Source organism: Polaribacter uvawellassae, assembly GCF_039748955.1.
In the GTDB taxonomy this organism is placed as follows: Bacteria; Bacteroidota; Bacteroidia; order Flavobacteriales; family Flavobacteriaceae; genus Polaribacter; species Polaribacter uvawellassae.
The window spans coordinates 252,396-272,466 of sequence record NZ_JBDIZN010000002.1; the positions used below are offsets into that span (position 1 = coordinate 252,396).

Annotated in this window: 22 protein-coding genes; 14 read left to right on the top strand and 8 right to left on the bottom strand. The window is 30.8% G+C overall.

Annotation, left to right across the window (positions count from 1 at the left end):
* The first annotated feature begins 31 nt into the window (after window positions 1–31).
* Window positions 32–559, top strand: a complete 528-nt coding sequence (locus ABDX67_RS05385) for a GyrI-like domain-containing protein (protein WP_347173937.1) — start codon at window positions 32–34, stop codon at window positions 557–559.
* Between the two features lie 75 nt (window positions 560–634).
* Entirely contained in the window at window positions 635–1,513 is an 879-nt protein-coding gene (locus ABDX67_RS05390) for a toxin-antitoxin system YwqK family antitoxin (RefSeq protein ID WP_347173938.1), read from the top strand.
* 14 nt (window positions 1,514–1,527) lie between these two features.
* Here ABDX67_RS05390 and ABDX67_RS05395 read toward each other — a convergent pair whose 3' ends face one another.
* Window positions 1,528–1,983, bottom strand: coding sequence for a DUF4442 domain-containing protein (locus ABDX67_RS05395; protein WP_347173939.1), 456 nt, complete (start codon window positions 1,981–1,983; stop codon window positions 1,528–1,530).
* 231 nt (window positions 1,984–2,214) lie between these two features.
* On the opposite strand from ABDX67_RS05395, the gene ABDX67_RS05400 reads away from it, so the two are divergent.
* The 6 genes from ABDX67_RS05400 to ABDX67_RS05425 all read left to right on the top strand — a co-directional run bounded on the left by ABDX67_RS05400 (window position 2,215) and on the right by ABDX67_RS05425 (window position 6,766).
* Window positions 2,215–2,649, top strand: coding sequence for a DUF4870 domain-containing protein (locus ABDX67_RS05400; protein WP_347173940.1), 435 nt, complete (start codon window positions 2,215–2,217; stop codon window positions 2,647–2,649).
* Between the two features lie 19 nt (window positions 2,650–2,668).
* On the top strand, window positions 2,669–3,004 hold the full coding sequence (locus ABDX67_RS05405; RefSeq protein WP_347173941.1) for a PadR family transcriptional regulator: 336 nt from the start codon (window positions 2,669–2,671) through the stop codon (window positions 3,002–3,004).
* The gene (locus tag ABDX67_RS05410; RefSeq protein ID WP_347173942.1) at window positions 3,004–4,656 is read left to right on the top strand and encodes a PspC domain-containing protein; all 1,653 of its coding nucleotides are present in this window, start codon (window positions 3,004–3,006) and stop codon (window positions 4,654–4,656) included. The genes ABDX67_RS05405 and ABDX67_RS05410 overlap by 1 nt, the downstream gene beginning before the upstream one ends.
* 90 nt (window positions 4,657–4,746) lie before the next feature.
* Window positions 4,747–5,472, top strand: a complete 726-nt coding sequence (locus ABDX67_RS05415; protein ID WP_347173943.1) for a head GIN domain-containing protein — start codon at window positions 4,747–4,749, stop codon at window positions 5,470–5,472.
* Window positions 5,473–5,498: 26 nt separating this feature from the next.
* Window positions 5,499–5,966, top strand: a complete 468-nt coding sequence (locus ABDX67_RS05420; RefSeq protein ID WP_347173944.1) for a nuclear transport factor 2 family protein — start codon at window positions 5,499–5,501, stop codon at window positions 5,964–5,966.
* A gap of 131 nt (window positions 5,967–6,097) precedes the next feature.
* Window positions 6,098–6,766, top strand: coding sequence for a M15 family metallopeptidase (locus tag ABDX67_RS05425; RefSeq protein WP_347173945.1), 669 nt, complete (start codon window positions 6,098–6,100; stop codon window positions 6,764–6,766).
* A 163-nt stretch (window positions 6,767–6,929) separates the two neighbouring features.
* Here ABDX67_RS05425 and ABDX67_RS05430 read toward each other — a convergent pair whose 3' ends face one another.
* Window positions 6,930–7,427, bottom strand: a complete 498-nt coding sequence (locus ABDX67_RS05430; protein WP_347173947.1) for a hypothetical protein — start codon at window positions 7,425–7,427, stop codon at window positions 6,930–6,932.
* A 324-nt stretch (window positions 7,428–7,751) separates the two neighbouring features.
* On the opposite strand from ABDX67_RS05430, the gene ABDX67_RS05435 reads away from it, so the two are divergent.
* The 6 genes from ABDX67_RS05435 (at window position 7,752) to ABDX67_RS05460 (ending at window position 13,196) form a co-directional block, all read left to right on the top strand.
* A complete protein-coding gene (locus tag ABDX67_RS05435) occupies window positions 7,752–8,411 on the top strand; it encodes a hypothetical protein (RefSeq protein WP_347173948.1) in 660 nt (219 codons plus the stop codon).
* A gap of 142 nt (window positions 8,412–8,553) precedes the next feature.
* The gene (gene pdhA, locus ABDX67_RS05440; RefSeq protein ID WP_347173949.1) at window positions 8,554–9,546 is read left to right on the top strand and encodes a pyruvate dehydrogenase (acetyl-transferring) E1 component subunit alpha; all 993 of its coding nucleotides are present in this window, start codon (window positions 8,554–8,556) and stop codon (window positions 9,544–9,546) included.
* Window positions 9,547–9,549: 3 nt separating this feature from the next.
* Entirely contained in the window at window positions 9,550–10,821 is a 1,272-nt protein-coding gene (locus tag ABDX67_RS05445) for a pyruvate dehydrogenase complex dihydrolipoamide acetyltransferase (RefSeq protein WP_347173950.1), read from the top strand.
* A gap of 119 nt (window positions 10,822–10,940) precedes the next feature.
* Complete coding sequence (locus tag ABDX67_RS05450) at window positions 10,941–11,372, top strand: ATP-dependent zinc protease family protein (RefSeq protein ID WP_347173951.1); 432 nt, start codon at window positions 10,941–10,943, stop codon at window positions 11,370–11,372.
* 11 nt (window positions 11,373–11,383) lie between these two features.
* Window positions 11,384–12,259: a 30S ribosomal protein S6--L-glutamate ligase gene (gene rimK, locus ABDX67_RS05455; protein ID WP_347173952.1), complete on the top strand. Its 876-nt coding sequence runs from the start codon at window positions 11,384–11,386 to the stop codon at window positions 12,257–12,259.
* Window positions 12,249–13,196 (top strand): succinylglutamate desuccinylase/aspartoacylase family protein, encoded by a 948-nt coding sequence (locus ABDX67_RS05460; RefSeq protein ID WP_347173953.1) that lies wholly within the window; start codon window positions 12,249–12,251, stop codon window positions 13,194–13,196. The genes rimK and ABDX67_RS05460 overlap by 11 nt, the downstream gene beginning before the upstream one ends.
* A gap of 85 nt (window positions 13,197–13,281) precedes the next feature.
* Here the strand turns inward: ABDX67_RS05460 and ABDX67_RS05465 are convergent, their stop codons facing one another.
* The 6 genes from ABDX67_RS05465 to hemB all read right to left on the bottom strand — a co-directional run bounded on the left by ABDX67_RS05465 (window position 13,282) and on the right by hemB (window position 20,068).
* The gene (locus ABDX67_RS05465; protein ID WP_347173954.1) at window positions 13,282–13,989 is read right to left on the bottom strand and encodes a hypothetical protein; all 708 of its coding nucleotides are present in this window, start codon (window positions 13,987–13,989) and stop codon (window positions 13,282–13,284) included.
* A 126-nt stretch (window positions 13,990–14,115) separates the two neighbouring features.
* Complete coding sequence (locus ABDX67_RS05470) at window positions 14,116–15,429, bottom strand: dihydrolipoamide acetyltransferase family protein (protein WP_347173955.1); 1,314 nt, start codon at window positions 15,427–15,429, stop codon at window positions 14,116–14,118.
* A gap of 185 nt (window positions 15,430–15,614) precedes the next feature.
* Entirely contained in the window at window positions 15,615–16,517 is a 903-nt protein-coding gene (gene hemF, locus ABDX67_RS05475; RefSeq protein WP_347173956.1) for an oxygen-dependent coproporphyrinogen oxidase, read from the bottom strand.
* Between the two features lie 114 nt (window positions 16,518–16,631).
* Window positions 16,632–17,660: a uroporphyrinogen decarboxylase gene (gene hemE / locus ABDX67_RS05480; protein WP_347173957.1), complete on the bottom strand. Its 1,029-nt coding sequence runs from the start codon at window positions 17,658–17,660 to the stop codon at window positions 16,632–16,634.
* Window positions 17,661–17,736: 76 nt separating this feature from the next.
* The gene (hemL, locus tag ABDX67_RS05485; RefSeq protein WP_347173958.1) at window positions 17,737–19,026 is read right to left on the bottom strand and encodes a glutamate-1-semialdehyde 2,1-aminomutase; all 1,290 of its coding nucleotides are present in this window, start codon (window positions 19,024–19,026) and stop codon (window positions 17,737–17,739) included.
* A gap of 73 nt (window positions 19,027–19,099) precedes the next feature.
* On the bottom strand, window positions 19,100–20,068 hold the full coding sequence (gene hemB, locus ABDX67_RS05490) for a porphobilinogen synthase (RefSeq protein WP_347173959.1): 969 nt from the start codon (window positions 20,066–20,068) through the stop codon (window positions 19,100–19,102).
* Between the last annotated feature and the right edge of the window lie 3 nt (window positions 20,069–20,071).

The following is a 20,071-nucleotide window of genomic DNA, read 5'->3' on the forward strand; positions in this document are numbered from 1 at the left end:
ACTTGTTTAAATAAAAAGCCGAAAAAAGGAGTTGGTAATTAAAATCGACAAAACAAGAACAAACAAAATAAATAAAGAAAAATTACAACCAAGAATAGAAAAGCTATCAGGAAAAAAATTAATTGGTTTGCATATAACAATGTCGTTAATTAACAATAAAACTGGCCAACTTTGGAAAAGTTTTATGCAAAGGCGCAAAGAAATAACCAACAACACATCTAACGATTTCATTAGTTTACAAGTCTATAATCCAACTCATTTTCAATCTTTTAATCCTAAAGCAGAATTTGAAAAATGGGCACTAACAGAAGTTTCAGAATTTAATGCTGTACCAAATGGCATGGAAACATTTTTACTTTCTGAGGGACTTTATGCAGTTTTTGAACATAAACGCTCTGGTGCTGACACCAGTATTTTTCAATATATTTATGGAACATGGATTCCAAATTCAGAGTATGTATTAGACGATAGACCACATTTTGAAGTCTTGGGAGAGAAGTATAAAAATAACGATCCAAATTCTGAAGAAGAAATTTGGATACCGATAAAACAGAAATAAAAAAAGCGAAAGGAATAAAAGTATTTTTTTGTTCTTCCCTTTTTTTTATATTTTTGATTTCTAACTTCTTATTTTATGAAAAAAAATGTGACTCTTCTATTTTGTTTTTTAACATTTTCAACAATTCAATCTCAATCAGCAGGAAAAATTTTTACTGATATTGAAAAAGTATATAAAGGAAAGAAAACTTTACTTAACTATATTAACAAAATTGCTAGTTCTACAAACAAATACGACAAGAATAATTATTCTAAAAAAGCTGAAAGCAAAGCCAAGGAATACATTAGAATATTAAAAAGAGCTCAGAATAATACGATCATTTTACAGAGAAGCAAAAATGGAGATGAATATAAAAAGTTGAGAAGTAAAACTACCTATTTACAAAGACTCTTGTATCATAGTTTTACTTATTTAAAAGAACTGACTGTTTATACTGATAGATTTGTGAGAACAAGCAACAATAATAATAAAAGTAAAAACTATAAAAACATAGCTGAAAATTATAAAAGTTTTAGTTTACAAATACAAAAAGCGAGAAAACTGACTTTAGAAATACACGATTTAGATAATTCTATTATTGTTAAAAGTATTGAAAAAAAGGGCGGTAATTCAAACATTTCTGATAAAAGAGATTATATAGATTCTTTTGATAAAAAAATCAATGATGTTGTCATTAAGAAAACATATTATGGTGATGGTTCATTAGATCAAATTAAATACTATAAGGATAATAAAAGACATGGTAATTGGAAAAGTTACTGGGAAAATGGTAGGTTATTTAGTTCTACACATTATTTAAATGGTAAAAAAGATGGCAAATGGATTTACTACCTAGTTGGTGGCCAATTATATAAAATTAATTATTATAAAAACGATAAAAGAGTTGGAGTTTGGACAAAATATAATAAAGATGGCAGCGTACATAGTACAATAGACTACTCTAGTGATAAATGATAATTGTACATTGATTATTCTTTCACTTTAATACTCCATTCATATACAAACTGAGAAACCAATTCTCCAGTTGCATCATAACCACCAGTTTTTAAATGAATAATTTGTCCTTCTCCAGTTTCAATAGATTTCTGAATTGCATCTTTTATCAAGCTTCCATCTTCACACGTAAAATTAATTTTACCTGTCGCTTTTTTTGTAAAACGACCTTCTTGATGCGTAACCAACATCGAAATTTTTCTGTTTGATTTTCTTATTTCTTCCATCATTAAGATTCCGCTTGCAAATTCAGAAGCCATTCCTTGAACTGCCCAATACAACGATTTAAACGGATTTTGATTAATCCATCGATGTTTTACTTTTACAACCGCTTTTGTATCAGAAATTGACACTACTCTAACACCACAAAAAAATGCAGAAGGCAATTTAAAAAGCATATATAAATTGATTTTACGTGGTGTAATTTTCATATTTTGATTGTTTCTTTTGAATTATAATTTTTAAAAATAAAAAATTATTGCTTTTTTTTAATTGAAATAAAAATTCACAAAACCCTTTATAAGCAAGCAATGTAAGCATTTTTAATTGATAAATAAATCAATAAATTAAAAATATTTTAAAAAAATATAGTACTTTGTTTTGCATAGTACCATCTTTTATACATATATTTGCATAGTCAAGTAGTATATAAAAATAAAACAATGAGTAGAAATAACGAAAACACAAACGCATTCTTAATCCATGTTTCAGCATTTTCTGGATATATAATTCCATTTGGTAGCATTATTGTTCCATTAGTATTATGGCAAACTATGAAAGATAGAAGTCGTTTTTTAGACGAACAAGGAAAAGAAGCTGTTAACTTTAATATAAGTTACGCTTTATATGTATTCATTTTAGGTTTATCTATACTTCCATTTGCTTTCAGTTCATTTTTTAGTCATATGCGCCATTACAATGACTTTGATTTTAACTTTCACTTTAGTGATGGAACTGGATTATTTGGATTCATAGGAATGGGGGCATTAATTTCAATTCTAGGTTTGTTAAAGATTGCTTTAATAATTATTGCAGCTTTAAAATCTAAAGAAGGAGAAAATTACAAATATCCTTTGACCATAAAATTTATTAAATAACACGTATAAAACTCTTTATATGAAGATAGAAAACACAAAAGCACAAATGCGAAAAGGAGTTTTAGAATTCTGCATCTTGTCGATATTAAAACACGGCGATGCGTATACTTCTGAAATATTAGAAACATTAAAAAGTGCCGAAATGATTGTAGTAGAAGGAACTATTTATCCGCTATTAACAAGATTAAAAAACGCAGGATTATTAACCTATCGTTGGGAAGAATCTACTTCTGGCCCACCAAGAAAGTATTATGTATTAACAGAAAACGGAGCAATGTTTTCTAAAGAATTAGACAAAACCTGGGGAAACCTAGTAACAGCTGTAAACCAAATAACAAGTAAAAAAACAAAGTAATGAATAAGACAATAAACATAAATTTAGGAGGATTCTTTTTCCATATAGATGAAATTGCTTTTCAAAAATTAAAAAGATATTTAGATTCTATTTCTAGATCTTTAAGCGATGATCCTCAAGGAAAAAATGAAATCATTTCAGATATCGAAGCTCGTATTAGCGAGTTGCTATCAGAAAAAATAACAGACGCACGTCAGGTTGTAAATGAAGGTGATATTGATGAAGTTATCAAAATTATGGGACAACCAGAAGATTATGCTGATGCAGAAGAAGGCTATGCAAACGAAGATTATAACTATCAAAGAAGAAGAACTTCTAGTGGCAAAAAACTATTTAGAGACGGAGACGATAAATTTTTAGGTGGTGTTGCATCTGGTATTGCGCATTATTTTAATGTAGATACAGTTTGGATTCGTTTGGCATTTATCTTATTAGCGTTCAGCGGATTTAGCATTATAACATATGTTATTCTTTGGATTGTAATTCCTGAAGCAGAAACAACTGCAGAGAAATTACAAATGGAAGGCGAAGCTGTAAACATTGATAATATTGAAAAAAAAATTCGCGAAGAATTTAGTCATGTTTCAGAAACCATAAAAAATAGTGCTAGCGAAGTTTCTAGTAAAATTAAAGATGGTGCATCAAAAGTAAATGACGGTTTAAAAAAAGGAAGCAAAAAAACAACATCGGGTTTTCAAGATTTTTTAGACACTTTAGGCACAATAATTCTTACAATATTTAAAATTATTGGTAAGTTTATTGGAGTGATTCTAATGTTTGTTGCCGCAATCACTTTAATTTCTTTAATCATTGGTGCATTTTCTATCGGAAGTTTAGAATTTATTGGATTTGATAGTGATTTCCCAATATTTCAACCATTTTTCCATGACTCAATAATGCCCTATTGGTTATTAATGATTTGTTCGTTTTTAGTAATCGGAATTCCATTCTTGATTCTGTTTGTATTAGGATTAAGAATCTTATCTAGTAATGTAAAACAATTTAGCAAAGCAACATCATTAACCTTATTTGGCATTTGGTTAGCTGCAGTTTTAGCACTTGTTTTTACAGGAATTGAATATGGTACTACTAGAGCTGCTGATGGAAATAAAATTGAAACCATTGATTTAACTACTGTTGCAAATGACACAATTACTTTAAAAATGGTAAAAAGTGATGATCTTTATTTTCAAGACAACAGATACAGCAACAACAATGTAGAGGTAATTTATATTGATGATAAAAAGAAATTATCATCTACCGATGTATATATTGATGTAGAAAAAAGCAATTCTGATAAAGCATATCTGCAAATTAGAAAATATTCTGAAGGAAGAAATAAATTAAACGCAACTAAAAATGCAGAAAGCATTTCGTACAATTATAAAATTGAAGACAACAAAATTTTGCTAGATGCTTATTTTATTAGCGAGTTTAAAAATGCTTTTAAAGATGAAGATGTATATATAAAATTATTTATTCCAAATGGGGTAACTGTGTATTTTGATACTTCCACAAAAAAATATTTGAACAATATAGAAAATACAACAAACACCTACGATCCAAGAATGGTAAACCATTATTTTCTAATGACGGATGATGGATTGCACAGTAAAGAACTAAAAGCCTTAGAAGAAAATGACGAAGAATAACAGTTCGTCAATAAAAAACGACAATTGAGTAACCAAAATTCGTTTCAAAACAGCTATCTATTGACATTTGAATTTTAAAATATAAAAATTATGAAATCAATCATCACCAAAGCATTCGCATTTCTTTTTATCGCAACCGTTTCTACATCTTGTATGTTAGATGGTATTAACACGGTTACAGGAAATAGAAATGTAATTACAGAAACTCGTAAAATTAATGACGACTTCACAAAAATAGAAATTGGTCAAGGAATTCAATTGTACATTACACAAGACAGTGATTTGTCTTTAGTTGTAAAAGCTGATGAAAACCTACACAAACTAATTAGAACAGAAGTTGTGAATGGTGTTTTAAAAATATCATCAAAAAGAAATATTAGAAGAGCAAAATCTAAAAAAATATATCTTTCTGCACCAAACATCAACGCAATTAAAGCAACTAGCGGAAGCGATGTTGTAACAGAAAACACAATTAATGCTGATATTTTTGATGCACATGTAAGTAGTGGCGCAGATGCAAGAATTGATATAAATGCTGATACTGTAAATTCAAGTTCTTCTAGCGGAGCAGATTTAAGACTAAATGGAAAAGCAAATTATTTTTCTGCAAAAGCAACAAGCGGAAGTTCGATTAGAGCTTACGGTTTAGAAAGCAAAAATGCTACCGTAAAAGTAAATAGTGGCGCAGATATAGATGTACATGTAGTTGAATCTTTAACCGCAAAAGCAAGTAGTGGCGGAGATATTGATTACAGAGGAAATCCGAAGAGAATTGATAAAAAGAAATCTTCTGGAGGAAGTATTTCTTCAAACTAAAATAAAGAATTAAAAAAGTTACAATTATGATGAAGATTTACCTTTTTATTATCGCAGTAACAATGTCTTATTTTGCAATTGGACAAATAAATGAAATTCCGAAATACAAACCATCAAATGTAGATTTACATAATCAGATTGTAAAAATGGATGCAAAATATTTCACTGCATACAATACGTGCGATATGGAAACTCAAGCTGAATTATACGATGAAAATATTGAGTTTTTTCACGATAAAGGCGGTTTGTCAACAGATAAAAATGGCCTTTTAAAAGCTTTAAAAGAAAACATTTGTAACAAAGTAACACGAACATTAATAAAAGGAAGTATTGAGGTATATCCTATAAAAGATTATGGAGCCATTCAAATTGGATATCATAAATTTTATAACAAAAAAGAACCAAATGCAAAATCGACTCCTAGTAAATTTATTATGGTTTGGAAAAAAGAAAAAAATAGTTGGAAAATCACAAAAGTGATTAGCCTACATTAACATATTTAAGATCTATATTAAGGCAACTTCAACCTTAATTATAGTACTAATACTTGGTTTTATTAGTTTACTTTGTAAAAGTCATATTATATTTATAATATGGCTTTTACTTTTTTTGTACATTTATAACTATGAAAAAAATAACCTTACTTCTATTTCTTTGTATTTCAATGTCATCTTGCGGACAAAATTTACCAAAAGGCTTTGTGTATCTCTCTAATGTTGATGCAAGTATTCAAACAGAAATGAGATATATTTCTAATAATAATTTTATTGGAAAACCAATTGATGGTTATATTAAACCAACAATTATTATTTCTGAAACTGCTGCAAATGCATTAAAAAAAGTACAGCAAGAATTACTACAATTTAATTTAAGCCTTAAAATATTTGATACTTATAGACCACAACAAGCGGTAGATCATTTTGTGCGTTGGGCAAAAGTGTTGAACGACACATTAATGAAAAGACAATATTACCCAAATGTTCCTAAAACACAATTGTTTAATCGAGGTTATATTTCTTCAAAATCTGGTCATACAAGAGGAAGCACAGTAGATTTAACAATTATGGATTTAACAAGTGGAGAAGAATTAGATATGGGAAGTCCGTATGATTTTTTCGGTGAGCAATCTCATGCTTTAAATGATAAAATATCAAAAAAACAACGAGCAAACAGATTGCTATTAAGAAACCTAATGGTTACAAACGGCTTTAAGCCAATAAAAACTGAATGGTGGCATTTTACTTTAAAAAATGAACCTTTTCCTGACACTTATTTTAATTTTCCTATTGAATAGTTTTAGTTTTAACAAAACTAAAAACAATAAAAATGATTTAATATTAACAATCATTCATTTAGCAATAATAAAATTTAAGTTACTCACAAAAAAATCAAAAGCAAACCAAACCTTCCATTATTATCATCATACAAATCCAAATTAAATATAAAATAATTAAGGCTTATTTTATCAGCTTAAAAGATTTATAAGTTGTTTCAGAATTAGATTCATCTGCAATTGTCCAAACAGAAGTACCGTTTAACCAAAATTCTTCAAGTAAAATAGGGGTATTTTGATATATTCTATATTTTGCTTCTAAAACATCACTATTGTTTTGTCCCCACTCAATTATAGTTTTTGGTCTTGACTCTGTAACTGATGGGTTTTGAAAAATTCTTATTTTTTTATAATTAGAACCAAATATCATAAAACCATTTGGGTGGTCTAAGTTTGTGCCACCGTAGTATAATTTTTTAACCCCATTAACCACATAGAAAATTCTAATTTTACTTATGTCAATAGTATTTGGGTGGTTAGGGTTTAATAAATTTTCTCCTATGTTATTTACTATTGAAAAATCAACCGCAGTATCAAAATTTACATAATTATTTTCATCACTTTCTTCATTTGTACAACTGACTACAGCTAAAACACAAATTAAAATTATTAGTTTTTTCATATCTTTAGTTTTTAAGGCTTAATATTAGTAATCACACGTAAATATAGTAAACATATTTCTAAAACACTAATTTACAACATATAATATAAATTATTACTAAACATAAACACCTTTTATTATTTTTTTAGAAAGTATAAATTACGTTTCTTAAGTCTAAAAATAATTAAGATTAAACAAATATGACTGTTCAATAACTATAGATCATAAAAAAATTATAGAACTCTTATTAATGCAATTAATGCTGCATACTTTTTTTAGAAAATGATCTCAATCTTTTAAATTAATGGTACTATATTTGCAGTATAGAAATTATATTTTTATTTTATGAACCTGAACAAACAACTCTTTTTTGTTTTAAGCTTACTGCTATTGGCTGCCCAATCTTTGTATTCACAAGAGGATAAAATTGGCGCTAAAAAGAAGGTTACAATAAAAGCAAAAACGATTCCTGTAAAAAAACCCGGCTCCTTAGATTTTGATGCAACAAAAGGTTTTCAAGATGCCTACAAAAATTCGCAAAAAACAAAAACGCAAGCTCAAAAAGATGCAGATTTAAGAAATAAAGGAATATTAAACCAAGCTAAACTCAACGAGGAACGTGTTTTAAAAGCATACAAAAAAATAAATGGTCGATATCAATATCCAAAAGTAGATCAAGATTTAGGTAGTTTTAGAACCAACTCAAAAAATGTAACTATTATTTGTAGAGATTTTCAATATCCGGACGGAGATATGGTTACCATTCTTGTAAACAACATTCCTGTTATTACAAATATTACTTTAAAGCAAAACTATCAAAAATTTACGATTCCAATTGGAGTAGGAATTAATAGAATTGCTTTTAAAGCTTTAAATCAAGGTACTTCTGGACCAAACACAGCAGCTTTTAAAGTTTATGATGATGAAAATAATTTAATTTCATCTAACGAATGGAATCTTGCAACTGGTGCTGTTGCTACAATTTTAATAGCAAAAGACAAATAATAATTCTTTTTATAAAGCTCCTTTTTTAAGCATTTTACTTTTTATTAAAAACATTTTTTTTAAAAACTAAAAAACCCTTATTTTTGCTGTTAGCATTCATTTTTTATGCTACTTAAATTAGACTTTTTAACATCAACTAATAATGAAGAAAATCACCAAAGAAACTTACGTAAATTGGTATAGAGATATGCTGTTTTGGAGAAAGTTTGAAGACAAACTTGCTGCTGTATATATCCAACAAAAAGTAAGAGGTTTTTTACACTTATATAACGGACAAGAAGCTGTTTTAGCAGGTTCGTTACATGCAATGGAATTAGGTAAAGACAAAATGATTACCGCATATCGTAATCACGTTCAACCCATTGGAATGGGTGTTGATCCGAAAGCTGTAATGGCAGAATTGTACGGTAAAGTAACTGGAACATCAAAAGGAATGGGCGGTTCTATGCACATTTTCTCTAAAGAAAAAGGTTTTTACGGTGGTCACGGAATTGTTGGTGGACAAATACCATTAGGTGCAGGAATTGCTTTTGGAGATAAATATGCCGGAAATGACGGAGTAACATTAACCTATTTTGGTGATGGAGCTGCAAGACAAGGTTCTTTACACGAAACTTTTAACATGGCAATGCTTTGGAAATTACCAGTTGTTTTTATTGTTGAAAATAATGGTTACGCAATGGGAACTTCAGTTGAAAGAACAGCAAATCATACAGATATTTGGAAACTTGGTTTAGGATACGAAATGCCTTGTGGACCCGTTGACGGAATGAATCCTATTAAAGTTGCAGAAGCTGTTGACGAAGCAATTCAAAGAGCTCGTCGTGGAGATGGGCCAACTTTCTTAGAAATGAAAACCTACCGTTATAGAGGACACTCAATGTCTGATGCACAACATTATAGAACGAAAGAAGAAGTAGAAGAATACAAAAAAATTGATCCTATTACGCAAGTTTTAGATGTTATCAAAGAAAAAAAATACGCTACAGAAGAAGAAATTGAAACAATCAACCAAGAAGTAAAAGATTTAGTAAAAGAATGTGAAGAGTTTGCAGACAACTCTCCTTATCCAGAAGTAGATCAATTATACGATGTTGTATACGAACAAAAAGATTATCCTTTTATCAAAAGATAGATTATGGCAATAGTAGTAAACATGCCGCGTTTAAGTGACACCATGGAAGAAGGTGTTGTGGCACAATGGTTAAAAAATATTGGAGATTCTATAGAAGAAGGAGATATTTTAGCAGAAATAGAAACAGATAAAGCAACAATGGAGTTTGAATCGTTTAACGAAGGAACTTTATTACATATTGGTGTTCAAGAAGGAGAAAGTGCTCCGGTTGACACACTATTAGCTATTATTGGTGAGAAAGGTGAAGACATTTCTAGTTTATTAAGTGCTAGTGGTTCTAAACCTAAAGAGGCTAAACCTGAAGAAAAGAAAAAAGAAGAAGCACCTGAAAAAGTGGAATTTGCAGAACCAGTTGCTGAAGTTGTAGAAACAAAAGCAACTACTAATTCTGGTGGAAGAATTTTTGCATCGCCATTAGCAAAGAAAATTGCTAGTGATAAAGGCATCAATTTAGCTGACTTAAAAGGTTCTGGTGATAATGGAAGAATTACTAAAAAAGATGTAGAAAATTACACTCCATCTACTACTGTAGCAACTGAAACACCAGCTGCGACATCTTCTGCTACAATTGCAAAATTTGTTCCTGCAGGAGAAGAACATACAGAAGAAGTAAAAAACTCGCAAATGCGTAAAGCAATTGCGAAAGCTTTAGGAAATTCGAAATTTAATGCACCACATTTCTACTTAACAATAGAAGTTGATATGGACAATGCAATGGATTCTCGTAAAACCATTAACTCAATTCCAGACACAAAAGTATCATTTAATGATATGGTTGTTAAAGCTTGTGCAATGGCATTAAAAAAACATCCGCAAGTAAATACAAGCTGGACAGATAATGCTACGGTTTTTAAAAGTCATATTCATATTGGGGTTGCTGTTGCAGTAGATGAAGGATTGGTTGTACCAGTTTTAAAATTTGCAGACCAAATGAGCTTAACTCAAATTGGCGGGAATGTTAGAGAATTAGCAGGAAAAGCAAGAAATAAAAAAATTACTCCAAACGAAATGGAAGGAAGCACCTTTACAATTTCTAATTTAGGAATGTTTGGAATTCAAGAATTTACTTCAATTATCAACCAACCAAACTCAGCAATTTTATCTGTTGGTGCCATTGTACAAAAACCTGTTGTAAAAGACGGACAAATTGTGGTTGGTAACACCATGAAAGTAACTTTAGCCTGTGATCATAGAACTGTTGACGGAGCTGTAGGAGCACAATTTTTACAAACTTTAAGAACGTATTTAGAAAACCCTGTTACCATGTTAGCGTAAAAGGGTTTATAAATATTTGATAAAAAGAGCTCGGAAATATTTCTGAGCTTTTTTTTTGAAACAACAATTGTTATACCTTAGCAACCTACATAAAACAGAGTATATTTTTTTTAAAAACAATGAAAAAAAAAACAATTGGACGAATTGATCAAATTGATTTTCCAGAATTTGGCCTTTTAAATATTGAAGCCAAAGTTGATACTGGAGCCTATACATCAGCTATACACGCACATAAAATAGAAGAAACCATAATAAATGGTGAGAATTTTATTAACTTCACACTTTTAGATCCAGAACACATTCAATACAATGAAAAAGAGTTTAGAACGAAAAATTACTATAAAAAAGTAATTAAAAGTTCTAACGGAACATCAGAAGAACGCTTTGCTATCAAAACAACTGTTACTCTTTTTAACGAAACTCACAATATCGAATTAACTTTAAGCGAAAGAAGCGACATGAAGTATCCTATTTTATTAGGAAGAAAGTTTCTTACTAAAAAATTTATTGTTGATACATCACAAAAAAATAATTCTTACAAATTAAAATAAAGAATCTAATTATGAAGATTGCCATTTTATCAAGAAATCCAAAATTATACTCAACAAGAAGGCTTGTAGAAGCTGCAGAAAAAAGAGGTCATGAAGTTATTGTTGTAGATCATTTAAAATGCAATATAGAAATTGAAAGAAAAGCTCCAAAGATTTTTTATAAAGGAGAATATTTAACAGATATTGATGCAATCATCCCAAGAATTGGCGCTTCTGTAACATTTTATGGAACAGCAGTAATCAGACAATTTGAAATGATGAAAGTATTTACCGCAGTGTCTTCAATGGCATTGGTTAGGTCTAGAGACAAATTAAGCAGCTTACAAATATTAGCAAGAGCTGGAGTTGGATTACCAAAAACAGTTTTTACAAATTACACAAAAGATGTAGAACATGTTGTAAAATCTGTTGGTGGGCCACCTTTGGTATTAAAACTTTTAGAAGGTACTCAAGGCTTAGGTGTTGTCTTAGCAGAAACTCAAAATGCTGCAACATCAGTTTTAGAAGCATTTAATGGACTTGGAGCAAGAGTTATTGCTCAAGAATTTATCAAAGAAGCAGGCGGAGCAGACATTAGAGCTTTTGTTGTTGATGGAAAAGTTATTGGCGCAATGAAACGCCAAGGAAAAGAAGGTGAATTCCGTTCTAATTTACACAGAGGAGGAAATGCAAATATTATTGAATTAACAGATGAAGAAGAAAAAACAGCATTAAAAGCTACCAAAGCAATGGGATTAGGTGTTGCCGGAGTTGACATGTTACAATCTTCTAAAGGTCCATTAGTATTAGAAGTAAATTCTTCGCCAGGTTTAGAAGGCATAGAAGTTGCTACAAAGAAAAATATTGCTAAAGAAATTATCCGTTATTTAGAATTAAATGTTGAATAAACCTTTTAAAATTTTAGGGAAAGAAATTCCTAAAGGAGAACGTACCGTTTTAGATTTAGAAGTTGCCAAATTACATACAAGAACCACCTTAAAAGTTCCTGTAATTATTGAACGATCTTTAAATCCAGGCCCAGTAGTATTACTATTAGCCGGTGTTCATGGTGATGAAATAAATGGAGTTGGTATTTTAAGAGAAATCATTGGGCAGAAAATAAACAAACCTGTAAACGGAACTATAATTTGTATTCCTGTTTTTAATATTTTCGGATATTTAATTCAAACAAGAGAGTTTCCAGACGGAAGAGATTTAAACAGAATGTTTCCAGGTTCATCAAATGGTTCTTTAGCGAGCCAGTTTGCTTATCAATTTACCAAAGAAATTGCACCTCATGTAGATTATGTAATCGATTTTCATACTGGTGGTGGTCAAAGAGAAAACATTGCTCAAATTAGATGTAATATTGATGACGAAAAGGGATTAGAGTTGGCTAAAGTTTTTAATCCTCCAATCATAGTTTTTTCTAATAATATTGCAAAATCTTTACGAGAAACCATTAATAAAATGGGGAAAACCGTACTATTATTTGAAGGTGGAAAATCAAAAGAATTAGATGCTTCTATAATTAATGAAGGCGTAAATGGCGCAAAAAATGTATTGATCTATTTAGGTTTAATTGAAGGAGAGGTTACTATAAAAGAACAACCTGTTTTAATTAAAAAAGCAAAGTGGTTGAGATCTTCACATTCTGGAATGTTTAAGATTTTAGTAAAAAATGGAGCAAAAATAAAAAAGAAAGAAGTTTTAGGAATAATTGAAGATCCTTTTGGAGAGTTTAAAAAGAAAATTTATGCTCCTTTTAATTGTCATATATTTTGTATAAATAAAACTCCAATTGTAAATAAAGGAGATGCTCTTTTTCATGTAAGTATCGAATAATAAAAAAAGCCTCAAGGAAATCTTGAGGCTTTTTTATTACTTTATAAACTGTGTTCAGTTTTTAAGGTGATATGCTATGAATTTACTATTGTTTGGTAGTAATCATTCCCACAGTAGTTGTTACACCTTGTTCTACTACTTCTGTAACTATATCCATTTTTAAAGTTACACCAGTAGCTCTATCAATAGTTAATGTTCCTTTAATTTTTGCACTACCAGAACCAGCTAAATCTAAAATTACTTTATCATTTAAAATTGACTTAACTGTATATACCATATTTATAGTAACACCAGCAGCAGATTTATCCATCTTAAAGGTATCTCCTACTCTAACAGCTTCTTTTGGATAAATAACATTGCTTTCCCCTAAATTTTCTGATCCTTGAAATGGAATACTTGTTTTTGATTCAATTACTTCCCCTAAATTATTTCCTTTAGTTGAAATAACTGCACTTAACATTGGACTCATTTGTGTCTTTAACATCAAACCCATTTGATCTAATTCATCATCACTTTTACTAGAGTCGTAACTCATCATATTAGTTCCTTGCATTAAATCTACAACTAATTTTGTAAATTTAGTTTCGCTTTCATAAATGTCTCCGTTTACATTTAAAACAGTTAACTCAGAGTTAATTTTCATGTCTAAAACCATTTGAGCAGAGCTTACGTTTTGAGTCATAACCATTTTATACACATCTCCTTTCTTATAGTTTAATCTTAATAAAGTTGATTCTTGTGCATTTGTGTTAATTGTAAATGCAATAACAATTAAAATAAGTAGTTTTTTCATTTTTTTTATGTATATAATTTAAGATGACAAATATAGCATCAAATACTGATTTATTTTAAGATTATTACAAAATAAAAAACGCTCGGAAATTCCAAGCGTTTTGTTAATCTATTTATAATTTACTTTTTAAAAGTCTTGATTTACATCCCAAGCTTCTAATGTTTCTTTTAATGTTTTGATGAACATTCCGCCTAAAGCACCATTTACAACTCTATGATCATAAGAATGAGAAACAAACATTTTTTGTCTGATTCCGATAAAATCACCTTCAGGAGTTTCAATAACTGCAGGAACTTTTCTAATAGCTCCTAATGCTAAAATAGCAACTTGTGGTTGATTTATAATTGGAGTTCCCATCACAGAACCAAAACTTCCTACATTAGTTACTGTGTAGGTTCCACCTTGAATATCGTCTGGTTTTAATTGATTTCCTCTTGCTCTTACTGCCAAATCATTTACCGCTTTTGTCATACCAACTAAGTTTAACTGATCTGCATTTTTAATAACAGGAACAATTAAATTTCCATCAGCCAAAGCAGCAGCCATTCCTAAATTAATACTTTTCCTTTTAATAATGTTATCACCATCAACAGCAATATTAATTAGTGGATATTTTTTAATAGTTGATGCAACAGCTTGCATTAAAATTGGAGTAAAAGTTAATTTTTCTCCTTCTCTTTTAAAGAAAGCATCTTTTACTTTTGTTCTCCATTTTACAATATTTGTAACATCAATTTCTATAAACGATTGTACATGCGCAGATGTTTGAACAGAATCTACCATATGTTTGGCAATCAATTTTCCCATTCTACTCATTTCAATAACTTCGTCTTCTCCGTTTACAGAAACTGGAGCCGCTTTAGAAAGTTCTTTTGTAACTTGAGGTTTAATTGGAGTAGCTTTCGGTTGTTCTGTAACTTTTTGAGGAGCAGAGCTTCTATTTTCTATAAATGATAAAATATCATCTTTTGTAACTCTACCGTCTTTTCCTTTGCCAGAAATTGATTCTAATTCTTGCATAGAAACGCCTTCTTTCTGAGCAATATTTCTAACTAAAGGTGAGTAAAACTTTCCGCTTTCAGAATTTTTAGTAATTGGAGTAGCAACTTGTTCTATTGTTGCTTCTATTTCTTTTTCTATTTCAACAACTTCTTTTGGATACTCATTTGATTCATTTGAAACCGCAACAGGTTCTCCTCCTTCAGTTTCTATAACAGCAATTGTTGCACCAACTGCAACAACATCATCTTTCTCAAATAAAATTTCAACTAAGGTCCCTTCTACTTCACTTGGCACTTCAGAATCTACTTTATCAGTAGCTATTTCTACAATTGCTTCATCTAATTCTATCGTATCACCAACCTCTTTTAACCATGATGTAATTGTTGCTTCTGCAACACTTTCACCCATTTTAGGAAGTTTTAATTCAAATCTAGCCATTATATTAATTGTTTTACAGACTGCGAAAGTACTAAATTTCAATGATTATTTATCAAAATTTTTATTGAAAAATTGAAATGCCTTAAAATTAAAAATTACATTATTCTTAATAAAATTCAATTATTATGAGATAAATAATCATATCAACAAATATGTTGATTAATTTATAAAGATATAATAATGTTTTAAATCCAATTCTTAGGTTTCGATAACACTTCTAATAATTTAGCTTCTTCAGAATTTTCTTCTGGATGATGGTTGTATTTCCATTGAACTGTTGGTGGTAAACTCATTAAAATACTTTCTATGCGTCCATTAGTTTTTAAACCAAACAATGTTCCTCTATCGTGTACTAAATTAAATTCAACATAACGACCTCGGCGAACTTCTTGCCAATCTTCATGCTCTTTAGTGTATTCAATTTCTTTTCTTTTTTCTACAATTGGAACGTAAGAATTTAAAAAACTATTACCAACCTCAGTAACAAAATTGTATCGATCTTCTATAGAAAACTCATCGGTTTCTTTTAAATAATCAAAAAACAAACCACCAATTCCACGCGCTTCATTTCTGTGAGTATTCCAGAAATAGTCATCACAGGTTTCTTTAAACTTCGGATAAAATTCTAGGTGATGTTTATCACAGGCTGTTTTGCAAACAGTATGAAAATGAATTGCATCTTCTTCAAACAAATAATACGGAGTTAAATCTTGTCCGCCACCAAACCATTGCGTAACAATTTCTCCAGATGAGTTGTACATTTCAAAATAACGCCAATTGGCGTGAACAGTTGGCACAAATGGATTCTTTGGATGCAACACCAAGCTCAATCCACAAGCAAAGAAATTTCCTTCTTCTACTCCAAATTGTTTTCGTAAAGCTTCTGGCAATTCTCCAAATACTTTAGATATATTGACGCCTCCTTTTTCAAAAATGTTTCCATTTTCAATTACACGAGTTCTACCTCCACCGCCTTCAGCACGTTTCCAAAGATCTTCTTGAAATGCTGCTTTTCCATCAACTTTTTCTAATGTTGAAGTAATGGTGTCTTGTAGATTTTCTATGTAAGCGTAAAATTTGTTCTTCATTCTATAAATGGACTAAAATGTGCGTTAGCGATTGAAGTGACATCCTTTTTGCTTTTTTGCAAAAAGATATAACGGAAAGCGCGACCTTTAGGGAACGCCCAAAATATTCGAATTTTAGTTTGCTTTATATTCTTTTACCGCATCAATAAATGCTTTTGCATTTTCTAACGGAATATTTGGTAAAATACCGTGACCTAAATTCACAATATATTTATCTTTTCCAAATTCATTAATCATTTGATGTACCATTTTCTTGATTTCTGCCGGTGGAGAAAACAATCTTGTTGGATCAAAATTACCTTGTAATGTAATATTTCCACCCGATAAATAACGTGCATTTCTTGGAGAACATGTCCAATCTACACCCAAAGCAGAAGCACCTGATTTTGCCATCGTGTCTAATGCAAACCAACATCCTTTTCCGAATGCAATTACTGGCGCATCTTCTTTTAATGCATCAATAATTTGCTGAATATATTGCCACGAAAACTCTTGATAATCTACTGGAGATAACATTCCGCCCCAAGAATCAAAAACCTGAACAGCATTTACTCCTGCTTCCACTTTTGCTTTTAAGTAGGCAATGGTTGTATCAGTAATTTTTTGTAATAATTGATGTGCTGCAATTGGATTTGTAAAACAAAATTCTTTTGCTTTGTCAAAATTCTTTGAACCCTGACCTTGCACACAATAACATAAAATTGTCCATGGTGAACCTGCAAAACCAATTAACGGAATTTCATCATTCAACTTTTCTTTGGTTGCTTTAATTGCTTCCATTACATATCCTAATTCTTGATGAACATCAGGAATTATAACATTGTCAACACCTTTTTGATCTCTAATAGGATTTGGTAAATAGGGACCAAAATTTGGTTTCATCTCTACATCAATATTCATTGCTTGTGGAATTACCAAAATATCAGAAAACAAAATTGCAGCGTCCATTCCGTATCTTCGAATTGGCTGCACTGTAATTTCTGATGCTAATTCTGGAGTTTGACAACGTGTAAAGAAATCGTATTTCTTTTTGATTTCCATAAACTCTGGCAAATATCTTCCTGCTTGGCGCATCATCCAAACTGGTGGTCTATCAACAGTTTCTCCTTTTAAGGCTCTTAAAAATAAATCGTTTTTTATCATGATTTTGCTTTAGGCTTTAGGCTTTAGGCTTTAGGCTGCATAGAGCTTAAAGCATATTGCTTAAGGCATTTATTATTTACATTTTAGAAACAGCTAACATTGCTGCATCAATTGCTTTACTTGTTTTTTCTAAATCTTTTTCACTCAATGCAGATGATAAAAACCAGGCTTCAAATTGACTTGGTGGTAAAAACACGCCATTTTTTATCATTTCCCAAAAGAATACTGCAAATTTTTGTGTGTCAGAAGTTTGTGCTTGCTCAAAATTTGTTACATCGCTTTTTGTGAAAAACGGATTGATCATAGAACCAAATCTATTTACCGTAATTCCTACTCCATTTTTCTCTGCTGATGCGTGTAAAAATCCTTCTATTTTTTCTGCTACTGCATTAAATTGTTCATACGGATTTTGCTTTTTCAATTCAGTTAATGTTGCAATTCCTCCTGCCATCGCAATCGGATTTCCACTCAACGTTCCTGCTTGATACATTCCTCCAAGCGGAGCAACTTCTTGCATAATTTCATTTCGTGCTCCATACGCTCCAACAGGAAAACCTCCGCCGATTACTTTTCCTAAACAGGTAATATCTGCTTCAACTCCTAACAATTCTTGCGCTCCTCCAAATTTAGAACGGAAACCTGTCATCACTTCATCAACAATCAACAAGGCCCCTTTGGTTTCTATATAGGATTTTAATTCTACTAAGAAATTATCTTGCGGAATTACAACACCCATATTTCCTGCAATAGGCTCAATAATAACTCCCGCAATATCATCGTATTTTTCAAAATGTGCTTTTACACTTTCTAAATTATTGAATTCGGCAATTAGTGTATTTTTTACTGCTCCATCTGGAACTCCTTTACTTCCTGGTAAACTCAATGTTGCTAACCCAGAACCTGCAGCCACCAACAAAGCATCTTGATGTCCGTGATAACAGCCAGAAAATTTGATGATTTTATCTTTTCCTGTATAAGCTCTTGCCAAACGGATTCCGCTTAACACAGCTTCTGTACCTGAGTTTACAAAACGTACTTTGTCCATTCCTGGAAACGCATCACAAACAATTTTAGCAAGTTTGATTTCATTTTTTGTTGATGCCCCAAAAGAATAGCCATTTTTTAAAGCTTTGGTAATTGCTTTTTGTACTTTTTTATGACGATGCCCTAAAATCATTGGCCCGTAAGACAACACTAAATCAATATATTCATTGCCATCAACATCTGTAATTTTAGTTCCTTTTGCTTTTTTGATAAACAACGGATTTCCTCCAACTGATGAGAATGCTCTTACTGGAGAATTTACCGCTCCTACTAAGTTTACCAATCCTTTTTCGTATAACTTTTGTGATTTTTCGAATTTCATTTTTTTATTTTTTTGTCTGATTGTGCGCATTCGAGAACTTAAAAAACCTCCCGACTCTGCTCGAGGAGACATTTTAACTTTTTCTCAACAAAACTTTAGCAGCTTCTTTAGCAAAATACGTAATGATGATATCTGCTCCTGCTCTTTTCATAGATAGTAAACTTTCCATCATTACTTTTTCACCATCAATCCAACCTTTTTCTGCCGCAGCTTTTATCATGGCATATTCTCCACTTACATTATAACATGCAATTGGTCGGTCAAAATTATTTTTTAAATCTCTAATGATATCCAAATAAGATAAAGCTGGTTTTACCATTAAAATATCGGCTCCTTCTTGATCATCAAAGGTTGCTTCACGCATTCCTTCTTCTCTATTTGATGGATCCATTTGATAGGTTCTTCGATCTCCAAAAGTTGGAGCAGAATCTGCAGCATCTCTAAAAGGTCCATAAAATGCGGATGCATATTTTACTGAATACGCCATAATTGGCAAGTTTTCAAAACCTGAATTATCTAAAGACTGACGCACCATATCAATTGTTCCGTCCATCATTCCTGATGGCGCAACCATATCTACACCTGCTTTTGCATGCGAAATTACTTGCTTTGCTAGATTGACTAAAGTAGCATCATTATCCACATCATTCTCGTGGATTATTCCGCAATGTCCATGAGAAGTGTATTCACAAAAACACACATCAGTAATCACATATAAACTCGGATAGTTTTTTTTAATAAAACGAATTGCTTGTTGCATTATTCCGTTATCATTCCAAGTTTCTGTACCTTCATCATCTTTTTTAGACGGAATTCCGAATAACAAAACTGCTGGAATATTTAAGGCTACAACTTCGTCTAATTCTTTAGAAATTCTATCCAAAGAAAAACGTTTGATGCCTGGCATCGAAACAATTTCTGTTTCAATGTTTTCTCCTTCTTCGATAAAAAGCGGATAAATAAAATCATCAACAGATAGTTTAGTTTCTCTAACCAATCTTCTGATTCCTTCTGATTTTCTAAGTCTTCTTGTTCTGAACATTAT